The organism is Candidatus Venteria ishoeyi, from assembly GCF_030378065.1.
GTDB classification, from domain to species: Bacteria; Pseudomonadota; Gammaproteobacteria; order Beggiatoales; family Beggiatoaceae; genus Venteria; species Venteria ishoeyi.
The window spans coordinates 12,567-32,682 of record NZ_JAUCGJ010000009.1 but is presented as its reverse complement, the minus strand read 5'-3'; the positions used below and the strand labels follow the sequence as shown (position 1 = coordinate 32,682).

Sequence of the window (20,116 nt, the reverse complement as noted above, 5' to 3'; positions counted from 1 at the left end):
CCTTATGGAACTGTTTTTCAGCATGAATAAATCTTAATATATTGCACCAATATGAAATTTTACCCCTATATTAATCTGAGTTCGATTCAAGCTTTTTTCAGTGCTTATCGCGCTGAAAACCGCCAGAATCTCACGCTAACTTAATCTTGTATTGGGTAAAACTGTATGAAAACACCTTACTTTTTTTTATTACTGTTTGCGCTGCCTTCTTTAAGCGCCTGCCATGCCGAGCAAATCGACAGCACCGGGATACAAAGGGTGGCCTTGCCGCTCGCCATTCCACAGAATAACGCTCAACAAGCCCTGCCCAGCTTGGCACCGATACTGGAAAAAGCCATGCCGGCGGTGGTGAATATTGCCACCCGCACCAAGGTACGCAATTTCAGCAGCCCCTTGTTAAAAGACCCATTTTTCCGCTTCTTTTTTGATGTGCCGGAGCTGGATGAAGACCGCCCTTCGCACAAAACCCAAAGCCTGGGTTCCGGGGTGATTATTGATAAAAACAAAGGCTGGGTAGTGACTAATCATCATGTGATTGCCGATGCCGACAGCATCATGGTGACACTGGGTGACGGGCGCGAGTTGGAAGCGAAATTACTGGGCGCGGATTCGGAAACCGATATAGCCTTGCTGGAAATTCCCCAAAGTTCTTTAAGCAGCCTGCCGCTGGCAGATTCTGAAAAACTGCGGGTGGGCGATTTTGTGCTGGCTATCGGCAGTCCTTTTGGCCTGCGTCAGACCGTGACTTCCGGTATTATCAGTGCCTTGGGCCGCACCGGGCTTGGCATTGAAGGCTATGAGGATTTTATTCAGACCGATGCTTCGATTAATCCCGGTAATTCCGGCGGGCCTTTAATTAATTTACGTGGTGAACTGATTGGTATTAATACCGCTATTCTCGCTCCCGGCGGGGGCAATATCGGTATTGGCTTTGCAATTCCGGTAAATATGGTGAAAAAAATTACCGAGCATTTAGGTGCGTATGGCGAAGTGCGGCGCGGCGTGCTGGGGGTTGAAATACAGGAAATCACCCCGGCACTGGCAAAAGCCATGCAGCTTGAAGACCAGAAAGGCGTGATTGTCGCTCAGGTGGATAAAGATTCCGCAGCAGAAAAAGCAGGCTTAAAAGTCGGTGATATTATCCTGAGTCTGGATCAGCATCCCATTACCAGCAGTTCAGTCATGAGAAACCGGGTGGGTTTATTACGTGTTGGTGAAACGGTTCAGTTATCCATTCTGCGCCAGGGTAAAACACGTCAGTTAAGCGCCACGATACGGGAAACCCCCACCCGGAAAGGCGATTTATTCAGCCGTTATTTCAAAGGCGCGCAATTGAGTGAAACCCAACTCAGCACCAACAGCGGCGAACGTCTGCCACGTTTGGAATTTCATCGCGTAGCACCAGATTCTAACGCCGATAAAATCGGGCTGCGCAGTGGTGATATACTGCTGTCCTTAAACCGCACGGATATTGACAGCTTTAAAATCTTAAGCCAGTTCTTTGAATACCGCCACCGCTCATTATCTATTCGGATTTTGCGCGGCGAGCAGGTGATTCGGATACGGGTGTATTAGACGCTGTTGGTCAACCTATTGCGCCTTTTAATAACCATTTTTTGCACCGGATTCAGGTTAATTTATGCAAAATTATCAGTTAATTTTAACAGAACACTTAAATCATTACGGCTACTTATTTGGTGGAAACTTACTCAAGTGGGTGGATGAATCAGCTTATATTTGCGCAAGATTGGAGCACCCCGGAAAGAGTTTTGTCACGGTCGGCATGGATGAGGTGAGCTATAAAAAACGGGTAGAGTTAGGCAGTATTCTTTTATTTAATGTTGAGAAAGAAAAAACCGGAAACACCTCTGTGACTTATCGTGTTATCGTTAGCGTGGCAAGTTCATTGGAGGATGATTGCGCAGAGATATTTTCGACAATGGTCACTTTTGTTTGTATCGATAAAAATGGCAATAAATGTCCCATTAACTGACCGTAATAAAAAGCTTATGGAGTTAGCATAAAAAAATGCACAATTTTATTTCTCATCACGGCGCTGTGGATGGCGTAACCGGCTCTTGTCACGAACTGCGCACAGCCAGCGGTGACGGCGTACTGATTGATTGCGGTCTGTTTCAGGGGGATGAAGCTGCCCCGGAAGGTAGGGCCAGCGCGGAACAACTGGCGATTGATTTTCCCATAGAACACATTCGCGCGCTGCTCGTCACCCATGTCCATATCGACCACACCGGGCGCATTCCTTATTTGTTTGCCGCTGGCTTTGATGGCCCGATTATTTGCAGCAAACCCTCCGCATTGTTGCTGCCGCTGGTGCTGGAAGATGCCATGCGCATCGGCGTGACCCGGGATCGCAAGGTGCTGGAACGGTTTCGGGAATTGTTGGAACAAAAAATCATTGCTCTGGATTACGATGATTGGTATGAAATTACCCCGGAATTGTCTATCCGTTTACAACGCGCTGGACATATTCTCGGTTCCGCTTATGTGGAATGCCGTTTGGGAAGCGGTGATAGCGCGCATCATGTGGTATTTTCCGGTGATTTGGGGCCGCCCAATACGCCGATTTTATGCGACCCACAAGCCCCGCAACGCGCTGATACGCTGGTGTTGGAAAGCACTTATGGCGATCATGACCATGAAAACCGCGCCCAGCGTATTGAGCGTTTACAAAGTGTGCTGGAACACGCTTTGCGCGATAGAGGCGCAATTCTGGTGCCTGCTTTCAGCATCGGGCGCACCCAGGAATTATTGTATGAACTGGAAGAACTCATTCACCGCAATCGTGATACTGAAGTGGCGGCAGGTCTGCCCTGGGATGAACTGGAAATCATTGTTGATTCACCGCTCGCCAGCCGTTTTACCAAAGTCTATCGCCAGCTTAAGCAATATTGGGATGCAGAAGCCAAAGAAAAAATAGCAAATGGTCGTCATCCTCTGGCGTTTGAACAACTGACCACTATTAACGACCACAAAGAACACCAGCAAACGGTAAAATACCTCAAAAAAACCGCCCGTCCCTGCGTGGTGATTGCCGCAGGCGGCATGTGTAGCGGTGGGCGCATACTCAATTATCTCAAAGCCCTGCTGGGTGACTCGCGCCACGATGTTTTATTTGTCGGTTATCAGGCACGCGGCACGCCGGGTAATGTCATTCAGCATCATGGCCCGCATGGTGGTTATGTGAGGCTGGATGGGGAAAAATACAATATTCGCGCCCAGGTTCATACCATTGGCGGTTATTCCGCCCATGCTGGACAGGCTGATTTACTGGCATTTGTCTCTGGCATTCCCCAGAAACCGCAGGAAATCCGTCTGGTGCATGGTGATGATGGTGCAAAACAGGCGCTACAGAAGACTTTGCAGGCATTGGGCCATGAAGTCAGTATTCCTGTCAGGTAACTAAATATTTTGAATTTGAAATTTGAATAGCCTTACAGGTTTGTTAAGTTTGCAATTTCATTTATTTTTTTATCATTATAAGTTACTTTTTTTTCAGCTATTTCAAGAGCCTTTCTTTTTATTAAGGATTGAAGTATATCTTCAGCTGCTTCTGGTGAATCTTTCAACTTATTCTTAATGCTATTAAGTAAAGTATCTTTTTTTGAGGGTCTGTTTTTACTGTAATTTACTAAATGTGTACAATATAATTGTATTGCAGGTAAATCTAACTTATTATTTAAAGTAACGACATCTTTTTTTGTTCCTATACGTTCTGCTGTACAGCCTTGACTTACTAATAAATTAACAACATGATCTAAGTCAGTGTCATTTGATATTATTACAAAATGTGCATTTTTTTTAAATTCCTGCATTAATGAACCGGCAAAAAAACAGATACCGAAATCTGCTGAATTTTTCCCAGTATTTGTCATTTTAAAAATTTTTAATTTATCATCATTCACCACAGTGCTTAATGGAACTAACCAATCTAAAGGAATTTTAACCCCTGTTTTTGCATAACAAATAATAACTTTTGTATATTCTTCTAAATTTTTTTGCAATTGAAGTATTTGATTTGGGCAATTTTCCAAATCAATTAATAAAATTTTAATATTCTTAATATTATTTAACTCTTCCATACTGAATTAATTACTCCAAAATTTAGACTCTTTAAACTAAAAACTTATTCTATAGTTTTTGTAGAATATTCCAAAAAAGCACCTTATCATATATGACTCAAAATACCACCATAAAACAGCAGCTAAAAACGCTGCGTGAACAACTGGAAGCCTGGAGCAGGGCTTATTATGTCTATGATGATCCGCAAGTGCCGGATATTGAATACGACCAGTATATGCGCCAACTGGAAGCGCTGGAGGCAGCATATCCTGAGTTGATTAGCGCAGACTCGCCGACGCAGCGGGTGGGTGCGCCGCCATTGGCGCAATTTGAGAGCGTGCAGCATATAATGCCCATGCTGTCCTTGTCGAATGCCTTTGATGAGGCGGAAGTCAGCGCGTTTGACCGGCGCATTCGGGAAAAACTCAAGCTGGATACGGTGGAATATGTCATTGAGCCTAAGCTTGATGGTCTGGCAATCAGCTTGCGTTATGAACAGGGGCAACTGGTACAGGCTGCCACCCGTGGTGATGGTCAAAGCGGGGAAAATGTCACCCAAAATATCCGCACCATTGCCGCCATTCCCTTGCGTCTACAGGGTGAGGATTATCCCCCCGTGCTGGAAGTGCGCGGCGAAGTATTCATGCCTCATGCCGGTTTTGCCAAACTCAATGAAGCGCAGCGCCAGAAAGGGGAAAAAACTTTTGCCAATCCTCGTAACGCAGCGGCGGGCAGTTTGCGGCAACTGGATTCCAATATCACGGCGCAGCGGCCTTTATTGTTTACCAGTTATGGCATAGGCGTGGTGGAAGGCGACTGGTCACCGGCAACTTATGAACAAACCTTGTTACAGTTACAGGTCTGGGGCTTGCCAATTTCCCGTTATCTGCGCCGGGTGCAGGGGGTGGACGCTTGCCTGCAAGCTTATCAAAACCTATTGCAGCAACGTGAACAATTAGCCTTTGATATAGATGGCGTGGTGTACAAGGTCAATGCCCTGCAACAGCAGGCAGACATGGGTTTTATCGCGCGCGCGCCGCGCTGGGCAATTGCGCATAAATTACCGGCAGAAGAAGTGCTGGGGCGGATTCATGGCATTGAAGTTCAGGTGGGGCGTACTGGTGCATTGACACCAGTTGCCAAGCTCGACCCGGTACAGGTGGGTGGCGTCACCGTGTCTAATGTCACTTTGCATAACCAGGATGAAATCAATCGCAAGGATATTCGTCTGGGGGATACTGTGATTGTACGCCGTGCTGGTGATGTCATTCCAGAAATTGTGCGCGTATTGCCCCAGCGCCGCGAGGCTGACGCGCCTGCTACAAGCTGGCAGTTGCCGACAAGCTGCCCGGTTTGTGGCAGTACAAGCGTGCGTGCTGCCGGAGAAGTTGTCACCCGTTGTGGTGGCGGTCTGTTTTGTAGCGCGCAGCGTAAGCAGGGCATTATTCATTTTGTTTCGCGGCGGGCGATGGATGTTGACGGGCTGGGCGATAAACTGGTGAGCCAATTGGTGGATGCGGGTTTGGTTGAAGACCTGGCAGATTTATATGCCCTGGAACTGGAGCCACTGATTGCACTGGAGCGCATGGCGGAAAAATCTGCGCAAAATCTGCTGGATGCTTTAGAAGTCAGTAAACAAACCACCCTGGGCCGTTTTTTATATGCGCTGGGCATCCCGGAAATCGGTGAAGTGAACGCCACAGCGCTGGCGGAACATTTTGGCAGTCTTGCAGCCTTGCAACAAGCCACCAGCACAGATTTTATTGAAGTTCAGGGCATTAAAGGCATTGGTGAAAAAACAGCGGCAAATATCAGTCAGTATTTTCTGGCGCATCCGCAACCGGAAGCAGGGCAGGATTGGGCAGATTGGTTACTGACATTAAAAATCCGGGGATTGAATCAGCGCACGATTCCGGTATTAGCGCAACGCTACCCGGATGCCCCGTGTTTGCAACAAGCACTACAGGAAAACCCCGGTATTTTGCATTCCCGCACCTTGATTAAAGTCCCCGGTATTGGGGAAGTCATGGCGGCACATATTCTGGCTTTTTTTCAGGAAGCGCATAATTTGGCGGTGATTGAAAAATTACAAAAAGCCGGGGTAATCTGGCCTGAAACTTCAGCTCAAACCTCACAAACAGCCAGCATATCACCATCCAAATCAAATCATCCACTGGCGGGTAAAACCCTGGTACTGACTGGCAGCTTAAGCACCATGAGCCGTGACCAGGTCAAAGCACAACTGACGGCTTTAGGCGCTAAGGTGAGCAGCAGCCTGTCCAAAAAAACTGATTATCTGATTGCTGGGGAAAAAGCGGGCAGTAAACTGGCTAAGGCGCAGGCACTAGATGTTACAGTATTAAGTGAAGCGGATTTGATGATTTTGTTAAATACTGCTTAAGCTTTATCTCAGCAATTTCCGCTTTCCTCATAGGCCAGGACAGGTCTTTTTGTGGATATAAAAAATCCTATGCGAAATATTTGAATTTAAGGTAAGCTTTCGCGTTTATTTTATTCAGGTGCTTGTTTTTTAGCAGGGTGGATAAGCGTAATGCCATCTGCCATTTTATCTAAAACAGGTTAAACGGGAAGTCAGTACAAAGCTGACGCTGCCCCCGCAACGGTGAATCAGTACCAAGTTTTATTCTCTAAGCCACTGTGTGTGTTAATGCATGGGAAGGCGAATAAGGCATACTGTAAGCCCGGATACCGGCCTGAAAGCAAAACTTTTGTTAAGTCGCGGAGGGCGACTGACAGGGTTGCTTTCTGCGCCTGTTTGTTTTACCTCCGCTGGTTTTAAACCTTTAGGAGGTATTTTGAAAACCCTTTACTTTGGCAGTCCTGTTTTATTCTCAGTTTTAGTTTCATCTGCTTTTGCCTCGGAAGCCACTCAATTACCGGACATGGTCGTCACTGCCAGCCGCACACCGGAAACGGTAGAATCTACATTAGCGGCAATAACCATCATTCAACGCGCAGACATCGAACGCCAGCAAGCGACAAGCTTACCTGAAGTCTTACGCAGCGTAGTGGGCGTGGATATATCCCAAAGCGGCAATGCCGGACAACCCGCTTCTCTGTTTATGCGCGGCAGTAATGCCAGCCATGTCCTGGTGATGATAGATGGAATTAAAATTGGCTCGCCAACACTGGGACTTTCTGCTTTATATTTGCTGCCACTGAGCGAAGTTGAGCGTATTGAAGTGGTGCGTGGGGCGCGCTCCAGTTTATATGGATCTGAGGCCATTGGTGGCGTGATTCAGATTTTTACCCGTACAGGCAGCCCGCAGACCATTTCTCAGCTTAAATTATCCGCAGGTAGTTTTAGAACCTGGCAAGTGGAAGCGGGGATTCAGGGCAGTGCAGGTGAGGGCACATTTTATAACCTCTCTGCCAGCAGTCTGAAAAGTCGGGGCTTTGATACCTGTAAACCCGATTTGGGTGCTGGCTGCTTCACTGATGAGCCAGATCGTGATGCTTATCGTAATACAGCTTTCAGTGGAAAAATCAGACATCACCTTAACCAGGACGTGTCTCTGGGTGCGCATTTTTTACGCGCACAGGGACGCACGGAATATGATTCCTCGTTTCAGAATCAGGCTGACTTTGTACAGCAGGTCTGGGGATTATCTGCCGATGTGCAGGCAACAAACATCTGGGAATTACGCTTGCAGGCAGGAGAAAGCCGGGATGATGCGGATAACTTCGGGCATGGTCTGGCGCAAGCGGTGTTTAATACCAAACGCCAGCAGTTTAGCTGGGTTAATGAAATTAATTTTAATACCGACCAGCAATTGATTCTGGGTTATGATTATTTACGCGACCGTGCCGACAGCACCACGGCCTATATCGAAGACAGCCGTAAAAATGAAGGCTTTTATGGTCAATATCGTGATCAATTTGAGCGCTGGCGTTTTCAGTTGGCTTTGCGCCATGATAAAAACCAGCAATTTGGTCATCAGCAAACCGGTAATATTGCATTGGCTTATGAGGTTTCCAAACAACTGCGCGCCAGACTGAGTTACGCTACGGCTTTTAATGCACCCAGTTTTAACTGGTTGTATTATCCGGGTTTTGGCAATGCCGAGTTAAGCCCGGAAAAATCCAAAAACCTGGAATTGGGTTTATCAGGGCAACTGGCTAATGTTACCTGGTCTGTGCAGCTTTATGAAAACAAGGTGAAAGATTTAATTGCCAGTATTTTTAATCCGGCAGATGGCAGCTTCCTGCCACAAAATGTGCATAAGGCGCGGATTCGTGGTTTGGAATTGGAAGCGCGCTGGCAATTACCGGAAGACTGGCAAATTAATGCGAACTTGGCGCTGAGTAACCCGAAAGATCAAGACAGTGAAAAAATACTACCGCGCCGCGCCCGTCAGACACTGAATCTGGAACTGGTTAAACAACTGGGTAAAACACGCCTCTCCGCACATCTGCTGGCACAAGGCCAACGTTATGAAGACAGCCAAAACAGTATTAAACTGGCGGGTTATGGTTTGTTAAATCTACGTGCTGCATACGCCCTGAATGAACATTGGACACTGCGTGGGAAAATCGATAATATTTTCAATAAAGACTATGAAACAGCTTATCGTTATACCATGCCGGGACGAACATTCTGGTTAAGTATACAATATCAGGGTAAACACTGATTAGGGATAACGCCCCTTTAACGGGGTGTTATCTCTCTTATGAACTTCATTTAGAAACGAGAAGAAAATAAAAATGGATAGCAAAACCTATCTGCAAGCCTCTGCACGTACTGCCTCAACTCAATTTCACGAAGATATCGTTAGTCCCGCAATGCTAGAACAGGCGCTGCATGATGCCATCAGTGCCGGACAAAATGCCGATGCCATTAAAAAGAGCCTGTTTTATGGCAAAGCATTGGATACAGCGCACCCGACACAATCACTGCAAACAGCAGATTCCAACTTGAATACACAGGCATTAGCGCCAGATGTTTTACATGCGGCTTTAGGTTTATATACGGAAGCCACAGAATTGCTGGAAGCGGTATTAGCTACCATGCAAGGCCAAAACTTTGATGCGGTTAATGCTTTTGAAGAATGTGGTGATATTGAATGGTATCTGGCAATGTTATACCGTAACTTAAATCGCAGCCCGGAAGAAGCCAAAGCAGCCAATATTAAAAAACTCATGGCACGCTACCCGGAAAAATTTGAACACAGTCAGGCAGTAGAGCGTGATTTGGAAAAAGAGCGGGAAATTTTGGAAAGCCATCATCGCGGTTGATTTGTATCACGCCAAATTAGGTACACAAAAGCAAAAACCCAGCATAAAATTCAGGCTTCATTCATCACCATAAGCGATGAATCAAGCCTGAATCAAACTCCGATTAACCTTGTTCCGGTTGAATCCTTACCATCTTAATTGCGCTCTGGCTCATTTGCATAATTTCCATCGGATGTTTATGCAGGCGCAGGCTGGTGCCGGTTTTGGGGATGGTTTCAAGGTATTCCAAAATAAGTCCATTTAAGGTTTTTGGGCCATCGGTGGGTAATGCCCAATGCAATGTGCGATTAAGTTCGCGTATGGTGATGCTGGCATCAACCAGCCAACTGCCATCGGGTTGTGGATGAATGTCCTGACTGTAAGTATCGGGACTGGTGGTAAATTCTCCCACCACTTCTTCTAAAATATCTTCTAAAGTGACCAAGCCCTGAATATCACCATATTCATCAACCACTAGACCCATGCGTCTTTTGTGTTGTTGAAAGTTCAGCAGTTGCGTGGTCAGCGGGGTGCCTTCCGGGATGAAATACATATCTCTGGAGGTTTTTTTGAGTAGCTCCTTGTCAAAGGCATTATTCTGAAAATGTTTGAGCAATTTGCGGATATGTACCACGCCGACAACATTATCTATCGTTTCCTGAAACAGCGGCAAGCGGGTGTGAGGTGCATGGTTAAGCTGGTCAATAATCAAGGTGAGCGAGTCGTTAATATCAATACCGACAATTTCATGGCGCGGCACCATGATGTCTTCAACCGTGGCTTTTTCCAAGTCCAGAATGCCCAGTAGCATTTGCTGGTTTTTATGCGGCAGCACACCGCTGGCTTCGAGTACCACCGTGCGCAATTCTTCAGAACTCAGCGCGGCATCGCCATGTTTTTCCGCAGAAACCCCCATGAGTTTTAAGAGGTTATTACCGATAATATTGGTAACCCAAACTAAAGGATAAAGCAGCCATAACAAAGGCCGGATTAAAAGAGATGCCGGAAAAGCAATCCGTTCAGGATGTAGCGCAGCCAGTGTTTTTGGTGTCACTTCACTGAAAATCAGGATGACAATGGTTAATAGTGCTGCTGCCAGCGGAATACCCGCCTGCCCCATCCATTTTACGGCAATCACAGTGGCAATTGAAGAAGCGAGGATATTAACAAAATTATTGCCCAGCAAAATCACACCGATTAAACGATCCGGGCGTTCCAATAATTTAAGTACCCGCTGAGCGGAGCGGTTGCCTTTTTCAGCGAGATGACGCAAGCGATAGCGATTAATCGCCATCATGCTGGTTTCAGAACCAGAAAAAAAAGCAGAAGCAAATATTAAAAAAACCAAGCTGCCAAATAAGGCGCTTATGGGAATGTCATCCATAGGGAAATCAATAAGGGGTTAATAAAAAATAAGATAATATTTCATGATGGTTTTACGGATAACACCCCCTTCAAGGGGTATTATCCATCAGCTCTCGTAGCGGTTTTCATAATCCACGCGCAGCAACAAGCCCATCATCAGGCAGACCACCAGCATACTAGAACCGCCATAACTCATCAATGGCAGCGTGAGTCCCTTAGTTGGTAACAGTCCCATGTTGACGCCTAAATTGATAGTGACCTGCAAACCAATATTCAGGCTAATGCCATAAGCCAGCCAAGCGGCATAGGGGCGTTGCAACAACATGGCAGTGCGGGCAATGCGTAAGCCTCGGCTAATTAATAAGGCAAACAACGCAATAATCAAGAGACTGCCGCTTAAACCCAGTTCTTCTGCAAGTATGGCAAACACAAAATCGGTATGCGCTTCAGGTAAATAGGTGAGCTTTTGCACGCTCTCTCCCAAACCAACGCCAAACCAGCCACCACGCCCCATTGCAATCAATGCCTGGGTTAGTTGAAATCCCCCGTTAAAGGGATCGGCCCAGGGATCAACAAAGCTGGATAAACGCTGTAAACGATAGGGTGCCAGCAACATGACACCAAATAGGGTCATGGATACGACCAATAACCAGACCAAAAACTGCTTGAGTGGCACACCAGCCAGAAATAATAAACCCAGCACAGTGAGAAATAACACCACCACCGCACCATAATCTGGTTCCAGCAATAATAAAGCGGTAATCAGAATCAACACCAGCATGGGTTTGATAAAGCCGCTGACTGATTCCCGAACTTCCTCGCTACGTCGTACCAGATAGCCGGATAGATATAAAATCATAAACAACTTCATTGGCTCGGAAGGCTGTAAGCGAATCGGCCCCAAATCCATCCAGCGCATACTGCCATTGACTTCACGCCCGATACCGGGAATCAATACCAATAATAAGAGCAACAGTCCGAATAACAAGAAAAAAACACTGAGTTGCTGCCATTGTCGAGTGCCCAGCTTCCAGCCGATAAGCCCGCACAAGCCCCCTACCCCGCTATAGATGAGCTGCCGCCAGAAAAAATACAGACTGTCACCATGCCGAAGATCGCCAAGTTGCACCGATGTGGAAGCCACCATCACCAGACCGCTGAGTAATAAACCCAGCAGCGCAAAGATTAACCAGCCATCGTGCTGGAACAGGGTATCCCGCCTATTCCACATTTGCTGTACACGTCTGGAGGCAGTGGGATGCAGGCTATTCGCAGATTTTATGTTTTTCATAAAGCAGCTTGTTAATACACTTTACTTAGGAGTGAGGATGCGTTTAACGGCATCATCAAGTGCTTCTCCAGGTGGTAAATTTGGTCCTGAAATAAAGCGGTTTGAAAAATCGTCCAGTGTAAATCGCAACTTGCGAACTTTGCTTAATTCTCGTTGACTTCCAGCTTGTACGTTTTTTCCCAATTCATAGGTAAAAACGGTCAGAGTATCATGGGCGGGCTTTATGACGTTGGGAATATCCTGGCCAATCACATCTTCAAATTTTTTGTACACAATTTCTGGAAGTATGAAGTACAAACCTTTTTTTACCAGGTTTGATCTTGAATAAACAACACCTTTTCGTATTAACTGTGGAATCAATCTCTTATGTACATTGGCCCAATTGAGACCATGGTTTGAAGATGGAATACTATCAATCGGCAGTTTTGTATTTGGAAGATTTTTATAAGCATGCCATGCATCTCTATAATTACCTGTTATATCAATACTTTGAATTTCAATACCCACGTATTCAATAAGTTCAGTATCTTTTATTTTTGCCAGCACCCAATCCATAGATAAGTGACGACCAACCTGCACTTCTTTTCCAGAATTCTTTCCAAGAGCAACAATGCAATCATTTACTGTAGTCCGATTTTCAATATATTGGTCGAAAAGAAAAAATGGTAGATTTCCAAATGCATCATTAGATACACGTTTTAGTATTTCGTAATTATTACTGTATAGACGATTGGGGCAAATAATTATATCCCCATACGGAGACGTTACAGAGCATGTACCATAGGTGATGGTTTGATCATGATTAATTTTAATACATGATTTATTGATAAATGGACAACCCCCAATATTCCATAATGAACGAGCTTCTTTTGATAAGTCATTAGGCGCGTACCCAAAAACCTCGATTAAATCTTTATTTTTTCTCATCACTGGTTCAACAAATTCATTATTTTTTTTCCTATTTCATATGCCATTAATGGTGGAACAGCATTTCCAACTTGTTCGTATTGCTGTGTAACTGAGCCAGTAAAATGATAACTATCAGGAAAAGATTGTATTCTTGCCGCCTCTCTAACTGAGATAACTCTGTCTTGTGTTGGATGGAAAAAGCTGCCCCAATGAGGATCACATTTTGTCAAAACCGTGGAACACAATCCATTTGGATCAAGTCTGCCATATCGTTTAGTATGATCACTCCGCTTTGCTCTTTTTAGGCCTGCCGGTAATAAGTCAAAAGGAATGTCACGCCAACTACCTCCTTGTGGAATATATTTTAAGCGTTCAAGATTTATTTTTCCAAGATTATTACAGCTATGGTTATATACATAATCACTACCATTTCTCAGTATCTTTTGGTATTCACTTTGTGGATTAAGTGAACCATATTTTATTTTTTCATTTTTTTCGCCGGATGTTATTTCAGGCATATCAGAAATCGCATCCCATACATTTGTTTGTGATTTGAGGCTGGGAGCAAATAAAGGCAACACTTCCAGGCAAAGCTCTTTTGCGCCAGTAAAATTTGTGACCGCCTTGGCATCATATAATGGTTCCGGGAATTCTATTTCAATATTAGATGCATGTATGGCAATAAATATAGTTCTAAAGCGCATTTGTGGAACACCATAGTGTCCGGCAAACAATATTCTGTGATCAACCTTATAACCTAGTTTTTCTAATTCATTATAAATTTGTTCAACTACTGTTCCTTTGCCCAGAGAAACGATTCCAGGTACATTTTCAATTAAGATTGCTTTTGGTAATAATGCTTGGGCAACTTTGATATATTCCTTAAATAAATGGTTTCTATCGTCATCAAGTGTTCTAATTGGTGCATTGATTGAAAACCCTTGACAAGGTGGCCCCCCTGCCAACAGATCAACGTCACCTTTTTTAAGGCCTAACCTTTCTCGAATGTTTGAGGCGTGAACTTGGCGCACATCACCAATGACAAGATCAGTATCGGGGTGATTGCGCTGGTAGGTTTTTGCATAGGCAGGCTCTATTTCATTTGCTAACAATGATTGAAAACCCGCCATTTTCAGGCCACATGATAGGCCACCAGCGCCAGCAAATAAGTCAATTACAGTTTTATCTTTCAATTTTTATCTTATCCCGCCAAAGGAATCTATGCTGAATTCTTTATCTATGCATTTAGTTTAAGCCGTTATTGTCTCATTTTCATAATCCAGCACCAGGCTGCCGTCCTGCTCATCCACCAGCAGGTTCCCACCTTTTTCCAGACAACCAAACAACAGTTGTTCCGCCAGTGGCTGCTTGAGTTTTTCCTGAATTAAACGTGCCATTGGACGCGCACCCATTTTTGGATCATAACCATTTTTAGCCAGCCATTTTCTTGCTGCTTCCGTCACTTCCAGGGTGACATGTTTATCTTCAAGCTGGGTTTCCAGCTCAATGATAAATTTATCGACCACATGGGCAATACTGCTTGGCGACAGGGTTTTGAACTGCACAATCGCATCCAGACGGTTACGAAATTCCGGGCTGAAAATACGTTTCAGTGCTTCCATGCCATCGCTGCTGTGATCCTGGGTTTGAAAACCGATAGAAGCACGGTTAAGTTGATCCGCACCGGCATTGGTGGTCATGACAATGATCACATTACGAAAATCGGTTTTGCGACCATTGGTATCGGTCAGCGTGCCGTGATCCATGACTTGCAGCAATAAGTTAAACACTTCCGGGTGGGCTTTTTCAATTTCATCCAGTAATAACACGGCATGGGGATGTTTGCTGATTTCTTCGGTCAACAAACCGCCCTGATCAAATCCGACATACCCCGGCGGCGCGCCAATCAGCCTGGAAACCGTATGCCGCTCCATATATTCCGACATATCAAAACGTATCAGTTCGATACCCAGAATTTTACCCAGTTGTCGGGTGACTTCAGTTTTACCCACTCCGGTAGGGCCGGAAAACAGGAAAGAACCAATGGGTTTTTGCGGGTTACCCAAACCGGAGCGGGACATTTTGATGGCAGAAGTGAGATTGCTAATCGCCTCATCCTGACCATAGACGACTAATTTTAGATCGCGCTCCAAATGTTGCAGCACATCTTTGTCGGATGTCGAAACATTTTTGGGCGGAATACGGGCAATTTTTGCCACAATCTGCTCAATATCGTGCAATCCTACGGTTTTTTTACGCCGTGAGGGTGGCAGCAGGCGTTGCCGCGCCCCGGCTTCGTCAATAATATCAATGGCTTTATCCGGCAAATGCCTGTCACCGATATATTTATCTGATAATTCCGCAGCCGCACGCAAAGATTGTTTGGCATATTTAATTTCATGATGCTCTTCAAAACGGGATTTTAATCCAGTCAGAATCTGTATGGTTTCATGCACCGAAGGTTCCGGCACGTCAATTTTCTGAAAACGCCGTGCCAGGGCGCGATCTTTTTCAAAAATACCGCGATATTCCTGGTAGGTGGTGGAACCCATACATTTGAGATCACCGGAAGCCAAAGCCGGTTTAATCAGGTTTGAAGCATCCATCGCCCCGCCAGAAGCCGAACCTGCGCCGATAATGGTATGAATTTCATCAATAAATAAAATTGCACCATGTTGTTTACGCAATTGGTTTAATACTGCTTTCAGGCGTTTTTCAAAATCACCGCGATATTTTGTACCCGCCAGCAAAGTACCCAGATCCAGCGCATAAATAATACTTTCCGCCAGAATTTCTGGGACTTTTTTATCCACAATCAACTTTGCCAGACCTTCGGCAATTGCGGTTTTACCGACACCCGCTTCCCCCACAAACAAAGGATTATTTTTGCGCCGCCGACATAAGATTTGCAGGGTGCGCTCAACTTCATCCTGACGACCAATCAAGGGATCAATTTTTCCCAGCATCGCCTGTTCATTAAGGTTGACCGTAAACACTTCCAGGGGATTTTTTTTCGGCTGGGTTTCCTGATGGGGTTCTTCTTCCTGTTGCTCTAGTTCTTCGTCCTGCACATTTTCCACTTTGGAAATGCCGTGGGAAATGTAATTCACCACATCCAGACGGCTGACATCCTGTTTATCCAGAAAATACACCGCCTGTGATTCGCGTTCCCCAAAAATGGCCACCAGCACATTGGCCCCGGTGACTTCTTTTTTACCGGAAGACTGCACATGGAAAACCGCGCGTTGCAATACCCGTTGAAAACCGATAGTCGGCTGGGTATCACGCTCATCTTTATGGCCCAGGCGTGGCGTGCTGTCGTCTAAAAACTGGGTAAGTTCTTTGCGTAACTGTTGAATTTCAACATTACAGGCCTGCAACACCTGTACCGCAGCCTCATTATCCAATAAAGCCAGTAATAAATGTTCAACGGTCATAAATTCATGATGCTTATCTCTGGCATCCTGAAAAGCCGTATTTAATGTGGTTTCAAGTTCTTTACTTAACATCAACAAACCTCATAAGCTTTTAAGCGGGTTCCAACGTACAGCGTAAGGGATGCTCATGTTGACTGGCATATTCACTGACCTGGGTGACTTTAGTTTCGGCAATATCACGGGTAAAAGTACCACAAATCCCTTTGCCCTTGGTATGTACATTAAGCATGACATGCACGGCGGTTTCTCGGTTCATATTAAAAAAACGCTCCAGAATTTCAATCACAAAATCCATCGGCGTATAATCATCATTGAGTAGCACCACTTTATATAACTGGGGCTTTTTTAATTTCGGCTGCGCTTCCTGAACAGCAATATCATCATCAATATCTTCTGTAAATGGTGGTTGGGAATTGAATATCAAACTGCATTGTGCTTCCCAGGCACTGTATTCTAATTTTTGCAAAAATCGTGTCGTCATTTTTTATTACTTAATTTTGTTGGAAGTTTATATAGGTATACTTCAGGAAAAGTCACGTATAGATTATATCATTGGACTTTAGGAATAAGGATTTTATCAATACGTTGAAAATTCCACTTTACAAAGAACTGAGTTCTTAGCCCGGATGTAACCATGCCAGCCCGTCTACATGAGAAAAGTGTTTGTCGTATGATAATAATTCACAGCCCTTTTGCATGGCATGGGCTGCAATCCATAGATCATTGCTTGGAATCGGTTTACCTTTTTTTCGCAAAGCGATTAGGATACGACTGTAACGATCTGCGGTATCACGTTCAACAACTAACTCCTGTACAAAAGGATTGGCTAAAAAACTGTTCAGTTGTTGGTGGTTTTGAGAAAAACGATTGCCATTACGAAAACCATACAGAAGCTCGCCAATGACAATGTCTGATAAGAAGATTTTCTCCACACAACGCACGATGTTGACAACAGCTTGATCGTTTTTCATTAATGCGGAATAAGTATTGGTATCCAACATTAATTTCATTGCCACAACTCATCATCAATTTGTCGCAATTGTGCTGTTTGTTGATCAAATTGCTGTGCCTCTTCAGCAGACCAACTACCAATAAATGCATCTAAAGCATTTCCAAGCTGGCATAAATTGGAAGAATTATCCAGTGCTGCCCCTTTTAACATTAAACGTAATGCAGCCTGGTTTAAGGAAATATGTTCATTTTCAGCAAGCAGTTTTATATATTGCGCCAATTCAGGCCCAAAACCTCGAACAGTTAATTGATTCATGATAAGTGACTCATATTTATTACTTTATATGACTCATTATAATGACTCATATATCTTTAATCAACGGCATCAATAATTGAACCCGGATATTTCATAAATAGGTGCATACCCTGTGAAATCACCGCCAATGCCTTAACAATAATAAAAACCCTAAAATACCGCCAATGCCATATAACACTAATGAGGGCATGTTCAGGCCAAACCAGCCTTCCGGGCCACTGTCCAGGGCTAAACTTGCGGCGATAATTGAAGCCCCGAAACCCACACTCAAACTCATGCTCTGGCGCAGGTTACGCTGTTCTTCCAGCCAACAGTCCCATTGTTTTAATTCAACCCGAAATGATAAACGCCCCTGTTCGGCATCGTGCAGCAATTGTCTTGCCGTATCGGGAAACTGGCGCAGTAATTTACTCATACTCAGTAATAAATAACCACCATCTTGCAGCATCCGGCGTGGGTGATAGCGTTGGGCGAGAACTTCCTGCACCAAGGGTTGTGCCTCTTCAATAAAATTCAGATTAGGCATCAGATTTTTAGTAATGCCCTCTACTGTCATCAATGCCTTAAACAATAAGGTATAAGTTGACGGCATTCGGATATTATGCGCGATGGCACCGCGCACCAAAGCCATAAAAAACTGTCCGATTTCAATCTGGCCGAGGGTGCGATCCTCAAAATGTTCACTCATGATTAAAATCACATCATGCTCAAAGGCGGCATAATCATAACTGGCTCCCGGCATTTTGATACCGATGTCATAAAACGCCCGCGCCACCAGCGCATAATCCTGCTGACTGATACCGATCATGACATCTAAAATATGATCCCGTTGTGGGCGGGAGAGCCGTCCGGCCATGCCAAAATCCAGTAAAACAAGGCGACCATCTGCCTGCACCAGAATATTACCGGGGTGTAAGTCCCCATGAAAAAAACCATTTTGAAAAATCATGCGAAATAATACCCGCATCAGGCGTGGGCCAAGCTCTTCGGGTTTCAGTTGAAACTGTTTGGGGGCCAGAGTGATTTTCACACCATAAATAAACTCCAGTGTCAGGATGCGCTGGCTGCAATATTGCGGATAGGGTATGGGAATTTTGACTTCAGGAAATGCGGCAAAATGTTCCTGAAAGCGCTGTAAATGCGTCAACTCACGATTGGCATCAAGCTCCTGATAAATCGCTTTTTCAAATTCGTGAACTATGCCCACCGGATCAATCAGTGCCAAGTCGGGAGCCAGCACTTCCGAGCGCCGCGCCAGGAAATATAGAATATTTAAATCGCGTTCTATACGATTGGTTAATTCCGGGCGTTGCACCTTAACTGCGACTTCAATTTTCTCGCGTGCCAATACTGCGCGATGCACCTGGGCAATTGAAGCGCAAGCCAGCGCCCGCCGGTCAAACTCACTGAATAATTGCGCCAGTGGTTGTCCCAGCTCTGTCTCAATCTGCGCCTGTATTTGCTCAAAGGGCAATTCCGGCACCTGATCCTGTAATTGCTGAAGTTCTTTAATCAGCTCCGGGGATGCCAGATCCGGGCGCGTGGATAAAATTTGCCCCAGCTTGATAAAGGTGGGGCCTAATTCCTCTAGCGCCATACGAATACGCTGTGATGTGGAATAGTGACTGTTTGCATCATCCTGATTTTTACTCAGGTTTTTAACCCCGATCACTTCCACCAGGCGCAAACGGGTAATCAAAACACCAAAACCATGTTTGATTAAAATTGATAAAATTTCACGCAAACGCCCGATGTCTTTAATGACTGAACTGATGCCGCGCAGACTGGTATAAACTTTATTCACTGTAGACATAAAAATTTGAGTTGAAAAACCGGGTTGGCGCACTCAAATTGAGTTGCGCAGAATGTAGGTTTTTTTAGAATCTTAATGGAGTATGTTCATGAAAAAAAATTCACATCGTAGCAAAATTCTTTCTATGTTGACACTAACTATGCTGGGCTTGAATGCAACATCAGCAGTGGCAGAAGAATTTCCTGGCCAAAAATTATCCGACTACCGCAATACGGTGAAGGCGTTAGGCGGCGCACTTAAAGCTGAGTTAGGCGCAGGTATGAAGGCAGGAGGGCCAATGGCTGCCTTGGCAATTTGTAATGATAAAGCCGCTACAATTACTGATGATGTATCTAAAAAACAGACACAGGACATCAGCCGCATCAGTTTGAAACCGCGTAATCCAAAAAACACCCCGGATAAATGGGAAATGGCTATGCTGAAGGATTTTGAACAGCGCAAAGCCAAAGGTGAAGATCCGGTAAAAATGGAAGCAAGCCTGGTTACGGAAGGAGAAGCAGGATATCAGGAATTCCGTTATATGAAAGCCATTCCTACCCAGCCAGTTTGCCTGAAATGTCACGGTACAGAAATTCCTCCCAATGTGCAAAAACAAATTAATGCACTGTATCCCGATGATAAAGCCACCGGTTTTAAGGCGGGTGATATTCGCGGTGCTTTTTCCGTGCATGAAGTTATTACGCCAAAACAATGATCTCATAACTTTTTTGGGGTATGCG

17 protein-coding genes and 1 riboswitch are annotated in these 20,116 nt (G+C 44.9%); of the genes, 7 read left to right on the top strand and 10 right to left on the bottom strand.

Annotated features, from left to right (window positions below):
- The first annotated feature begins 165 nt into the window (after positions 1 to 165).
- From QUF61_RS04290 to QUF61_RS04280, 3 genes are all read left to right on the top strand, one after another.
- A complete protein-coding gene (locus QUF61_RS04290; RefSeq protein WP_103922583.1) occupies positions 166 to 1,575 on the top strand; it encodes a DegQ family serine endoprotease in 1,410 nt (469 codons plus the stop codon).
- Between the two features lie 64 nt (positions 1,576 to 1,639).
- The gene (locus tag QUF61_RS04285) at positions 1,640 to 1,993 is read left to right on the top strand and encodes an acyl-CoA thioesterase (RefSeq protein ID WP_103922582.1); all 354 of its coding nucleotides are present in this window, start codon (positions 1,640 to 1,642) and stop codon (positions 1,991 to 1,993) included.
- Positions 1,994 to 2,028: 35 nt separating this feature from the next.
- Positions 2,029 to 3,420, top strand: coding sequence for an MBL fold metallo-hydrolase RNA specificity domain-containing protein (locus tag QUF61_RS04280; protein ID WP_103922581.1), 1,392 nt, complete (start codon positions 2,029 to 2,031; stop codon positions 3,418 to 3,420).
- 32 nt (positions 3,421 to 3,452) lie between these two features.
- Here the strand turns inward: QUF61_RS04280 and QUF61_RS04275 are convergent, their stop codons facing one another.
- Positions 3,453 to 4,100 carry a PIN domain-containing protein gene (locus QUF61_RS04275; protein WP_289680652.1) on the bottom strand — a complete coding sequence of 216 codons (648 nt, stop codon included), beginning with the start codon at positions 4,098 to 4,100 and terminating at the stop codon, positions 3,453 to 3,455.
- 92 nt (positions 4,101 to 4,192) lie between these two features.
- Between QUF61_RS04275 and ligA the strand changes: the two genes are divergently transcribed.
- The 3 genes from ligA to QUF61_RS04260 all read left to right on the top strand — a co-directional run bounded on the left by ligA (position 4,193) and on the right by QUF61_RS04260 (position 9,336).
- Positions 4,193 to 6,481: an NAD-dependent DNA ligase LigA gene (ligA, locus tag QUF61_RS04270; protein WP_289680651.1), complete on the top strand. Its 2,289-nt coding sequence runs from the start codon at positions 4,193 to 4,195 to the stop codon at positions 6,479 to 6,481.
- A 142-nt stretch (positions 6,482 to 6,623) separates the two neighbouring features.
- A riboswitch (cobalamin riboswitch) is annotated at positions 6,624 to 6,811 on the top strand.
- 85 nt (positions 6,812 to 6,896) lie between these two features.
- Complete coding sequence (locus QUF61_RS04265; RefSeq protein WP_289680649.1) at positions 6,897 to 8,732, top strand: TonB-dependent receptor domain-containing protein; 1,836 nt, start codon at positions 6,897 to 6,899, stop codon at positions 8,730 to 8,732.
- Between the two features lie 73 nt (positions 8,733 to 8,805).
- Positions 8,806 to 9,336: a nucleoside triphosphate pyrophosphohydrolase family protein gene (locus QUF61_RS04260; RefSeq protein WP_289680647.1), complete on the top strand. Its 531-nt coding sequence runs from the start codon at positions 8,806 to 8,808 to the stop codon at positions 9,334 to 9,336.
- A 103-nt stretch (positions 9,337 to 9,439) separates the two neighbouring features.
- Here QUF61_RS04260 and QUF61_RS04255 read toward each other — a convergent pair whose 3' ends face one another.
- From QUF61_RS04255 to QUF61_RS04215, 9 genes are all read right to left on the bottom strand, one after another.
- A complete protein-coding gene (locus QUF61_RS04255) occupies positions 9,440 to 10,699 on the bottom strand; it encodes an HlyC/CorC family transporter (RefSeq protein ID WP_103922577.1) in 1,260 nt (419 codons plus the stop codon).
- A gap of 87 nt (positions 10,700 to 10,786) precedes the next feature.
- Positions 10,787 to 11,971, bottom strand: a complete 1,185-nt coding sequence (ftsW, locus tag QUF61_RS04250; RefSeq protein WP_289680645.1) for a putative lipid II flippase FtsW — start codon at positions 11,969 to 11,971, stop codon at positions 10,787 to 10,789.
- A gap of 21 nt (positions 11,972 to 11,992) precedes the next feature.
- Positions 11,993 to 12,898 carry a NotI family restriction endonuclease gene (locus tag QUF61_RS04245; protein ID WP_289680643.1) on the bottom strand — a complete coding sequence of 302 codons (906 nt, stop codon included), beginning with the start codon at positions 12,896 to 12,898 and terminating at the stop codon, positions 11,993 to 11,995.
- Positions 12,898 to 14,073, bottom strand: coding sequence for a DNA cytosine methyltransferase (locus tag QUF61_RS04240; RefSeq protein ID WP_289680640.1), 1,176 nt, complete (start codon positions 14,071 to 14,073; stop codon positions 12,898 to 12,900). The genes QUF61_RS04245 and QUF61_RS04240 overlap by 1 nt, the downstream gene beginning before the upstream one ends.
- Positions 14,074 to 14,130: 57 nt before the next feature.
- On the bottom strand, positions 14,131 to 16,389 hold the full coding sequence (gene clpA / locus QUF61_RS04235) for an ATP-dependent Clp protease ATP-binding subunit ClpA (protein ID WP_289680638.1): 2,259 nt from the start codon (positions 16,387 to 16,389) through the stop codon (positions 14,131 to 14,133).
- 19 nt (positions 16,390 to 16,408) lie between these two features.
- Positions 16,409 to 16,798, bottom strand: a complete 390-nt coding sequence (clpS, locus tag QUF61_RS04230; RefSeq protein ID WP_289680637.1) for an ATP-dependent Clp protease adapter ClpS — start codon at positions 16,796 to 16,798, stop codon at positions 16,409 to 16,411.
- A gap of 136 nt (positions 16,799 to 16,934) precedes the next feature.
- Positions 16,935 to 17,327 (bottom strand): type II toxin-antitoxin system VapC family toxin, encoded by a 393-nt coding sequence (locus tag QUF61_RS04225; RefSeq protein WP_103922563.1) that lies wholly within the window; start codon positions 17,325 to 17,327, stop codon positions 16,935 to 16,937.
- Positions 17,324 to 17,584, bottom strand: coding sequence for a hypothetical protein (locus QUF61_RS04220; protein WP_103922562.1), 261 nt, complete (start codon positions 17,582 to 17,584; stop codon positions 17,324 to 17,326). The genes QUF61_RS04225 and QUF61_RS04220 overlap by 4 nt, the downstream gene beginning before the upstream one ends.
- A 118-nt stretch (positions 17,585 to 17,702) precedes the next feature.
- Positions 17,703 to 19,397, bottom strand: coding sequence for an ABC1 kinase family protein (locus QUF61_RS04215; protein WP_289680634.1), 1,695 nt, complete (start codon positions 19,395 to 19,397; stop codon positions 17,703 to 17,705).
- An 88-nt stretch (positions 19,398 to 19,485) separates the two neighbouring features.
- Between QUF61_RS04215 and QUF61_RS04210 the strand changes: the two genes are divergently transcribed.
- Positions 19,486 to 20,091 carry a Tll0287-like domain-containing protein gene (locus tag QUF61_RS04210; protein ID WP_177428710.1) on the top strand — a complete coding sequence of 202 codons (606 nt, stop codon included), beginning with the start codon at positions 19,486 to 19,488 and terminating at the stop codon, positions 20,089 to 20,091.
- Positions 20,092 to 20,116: the final 25 nt, after the last annotated feature.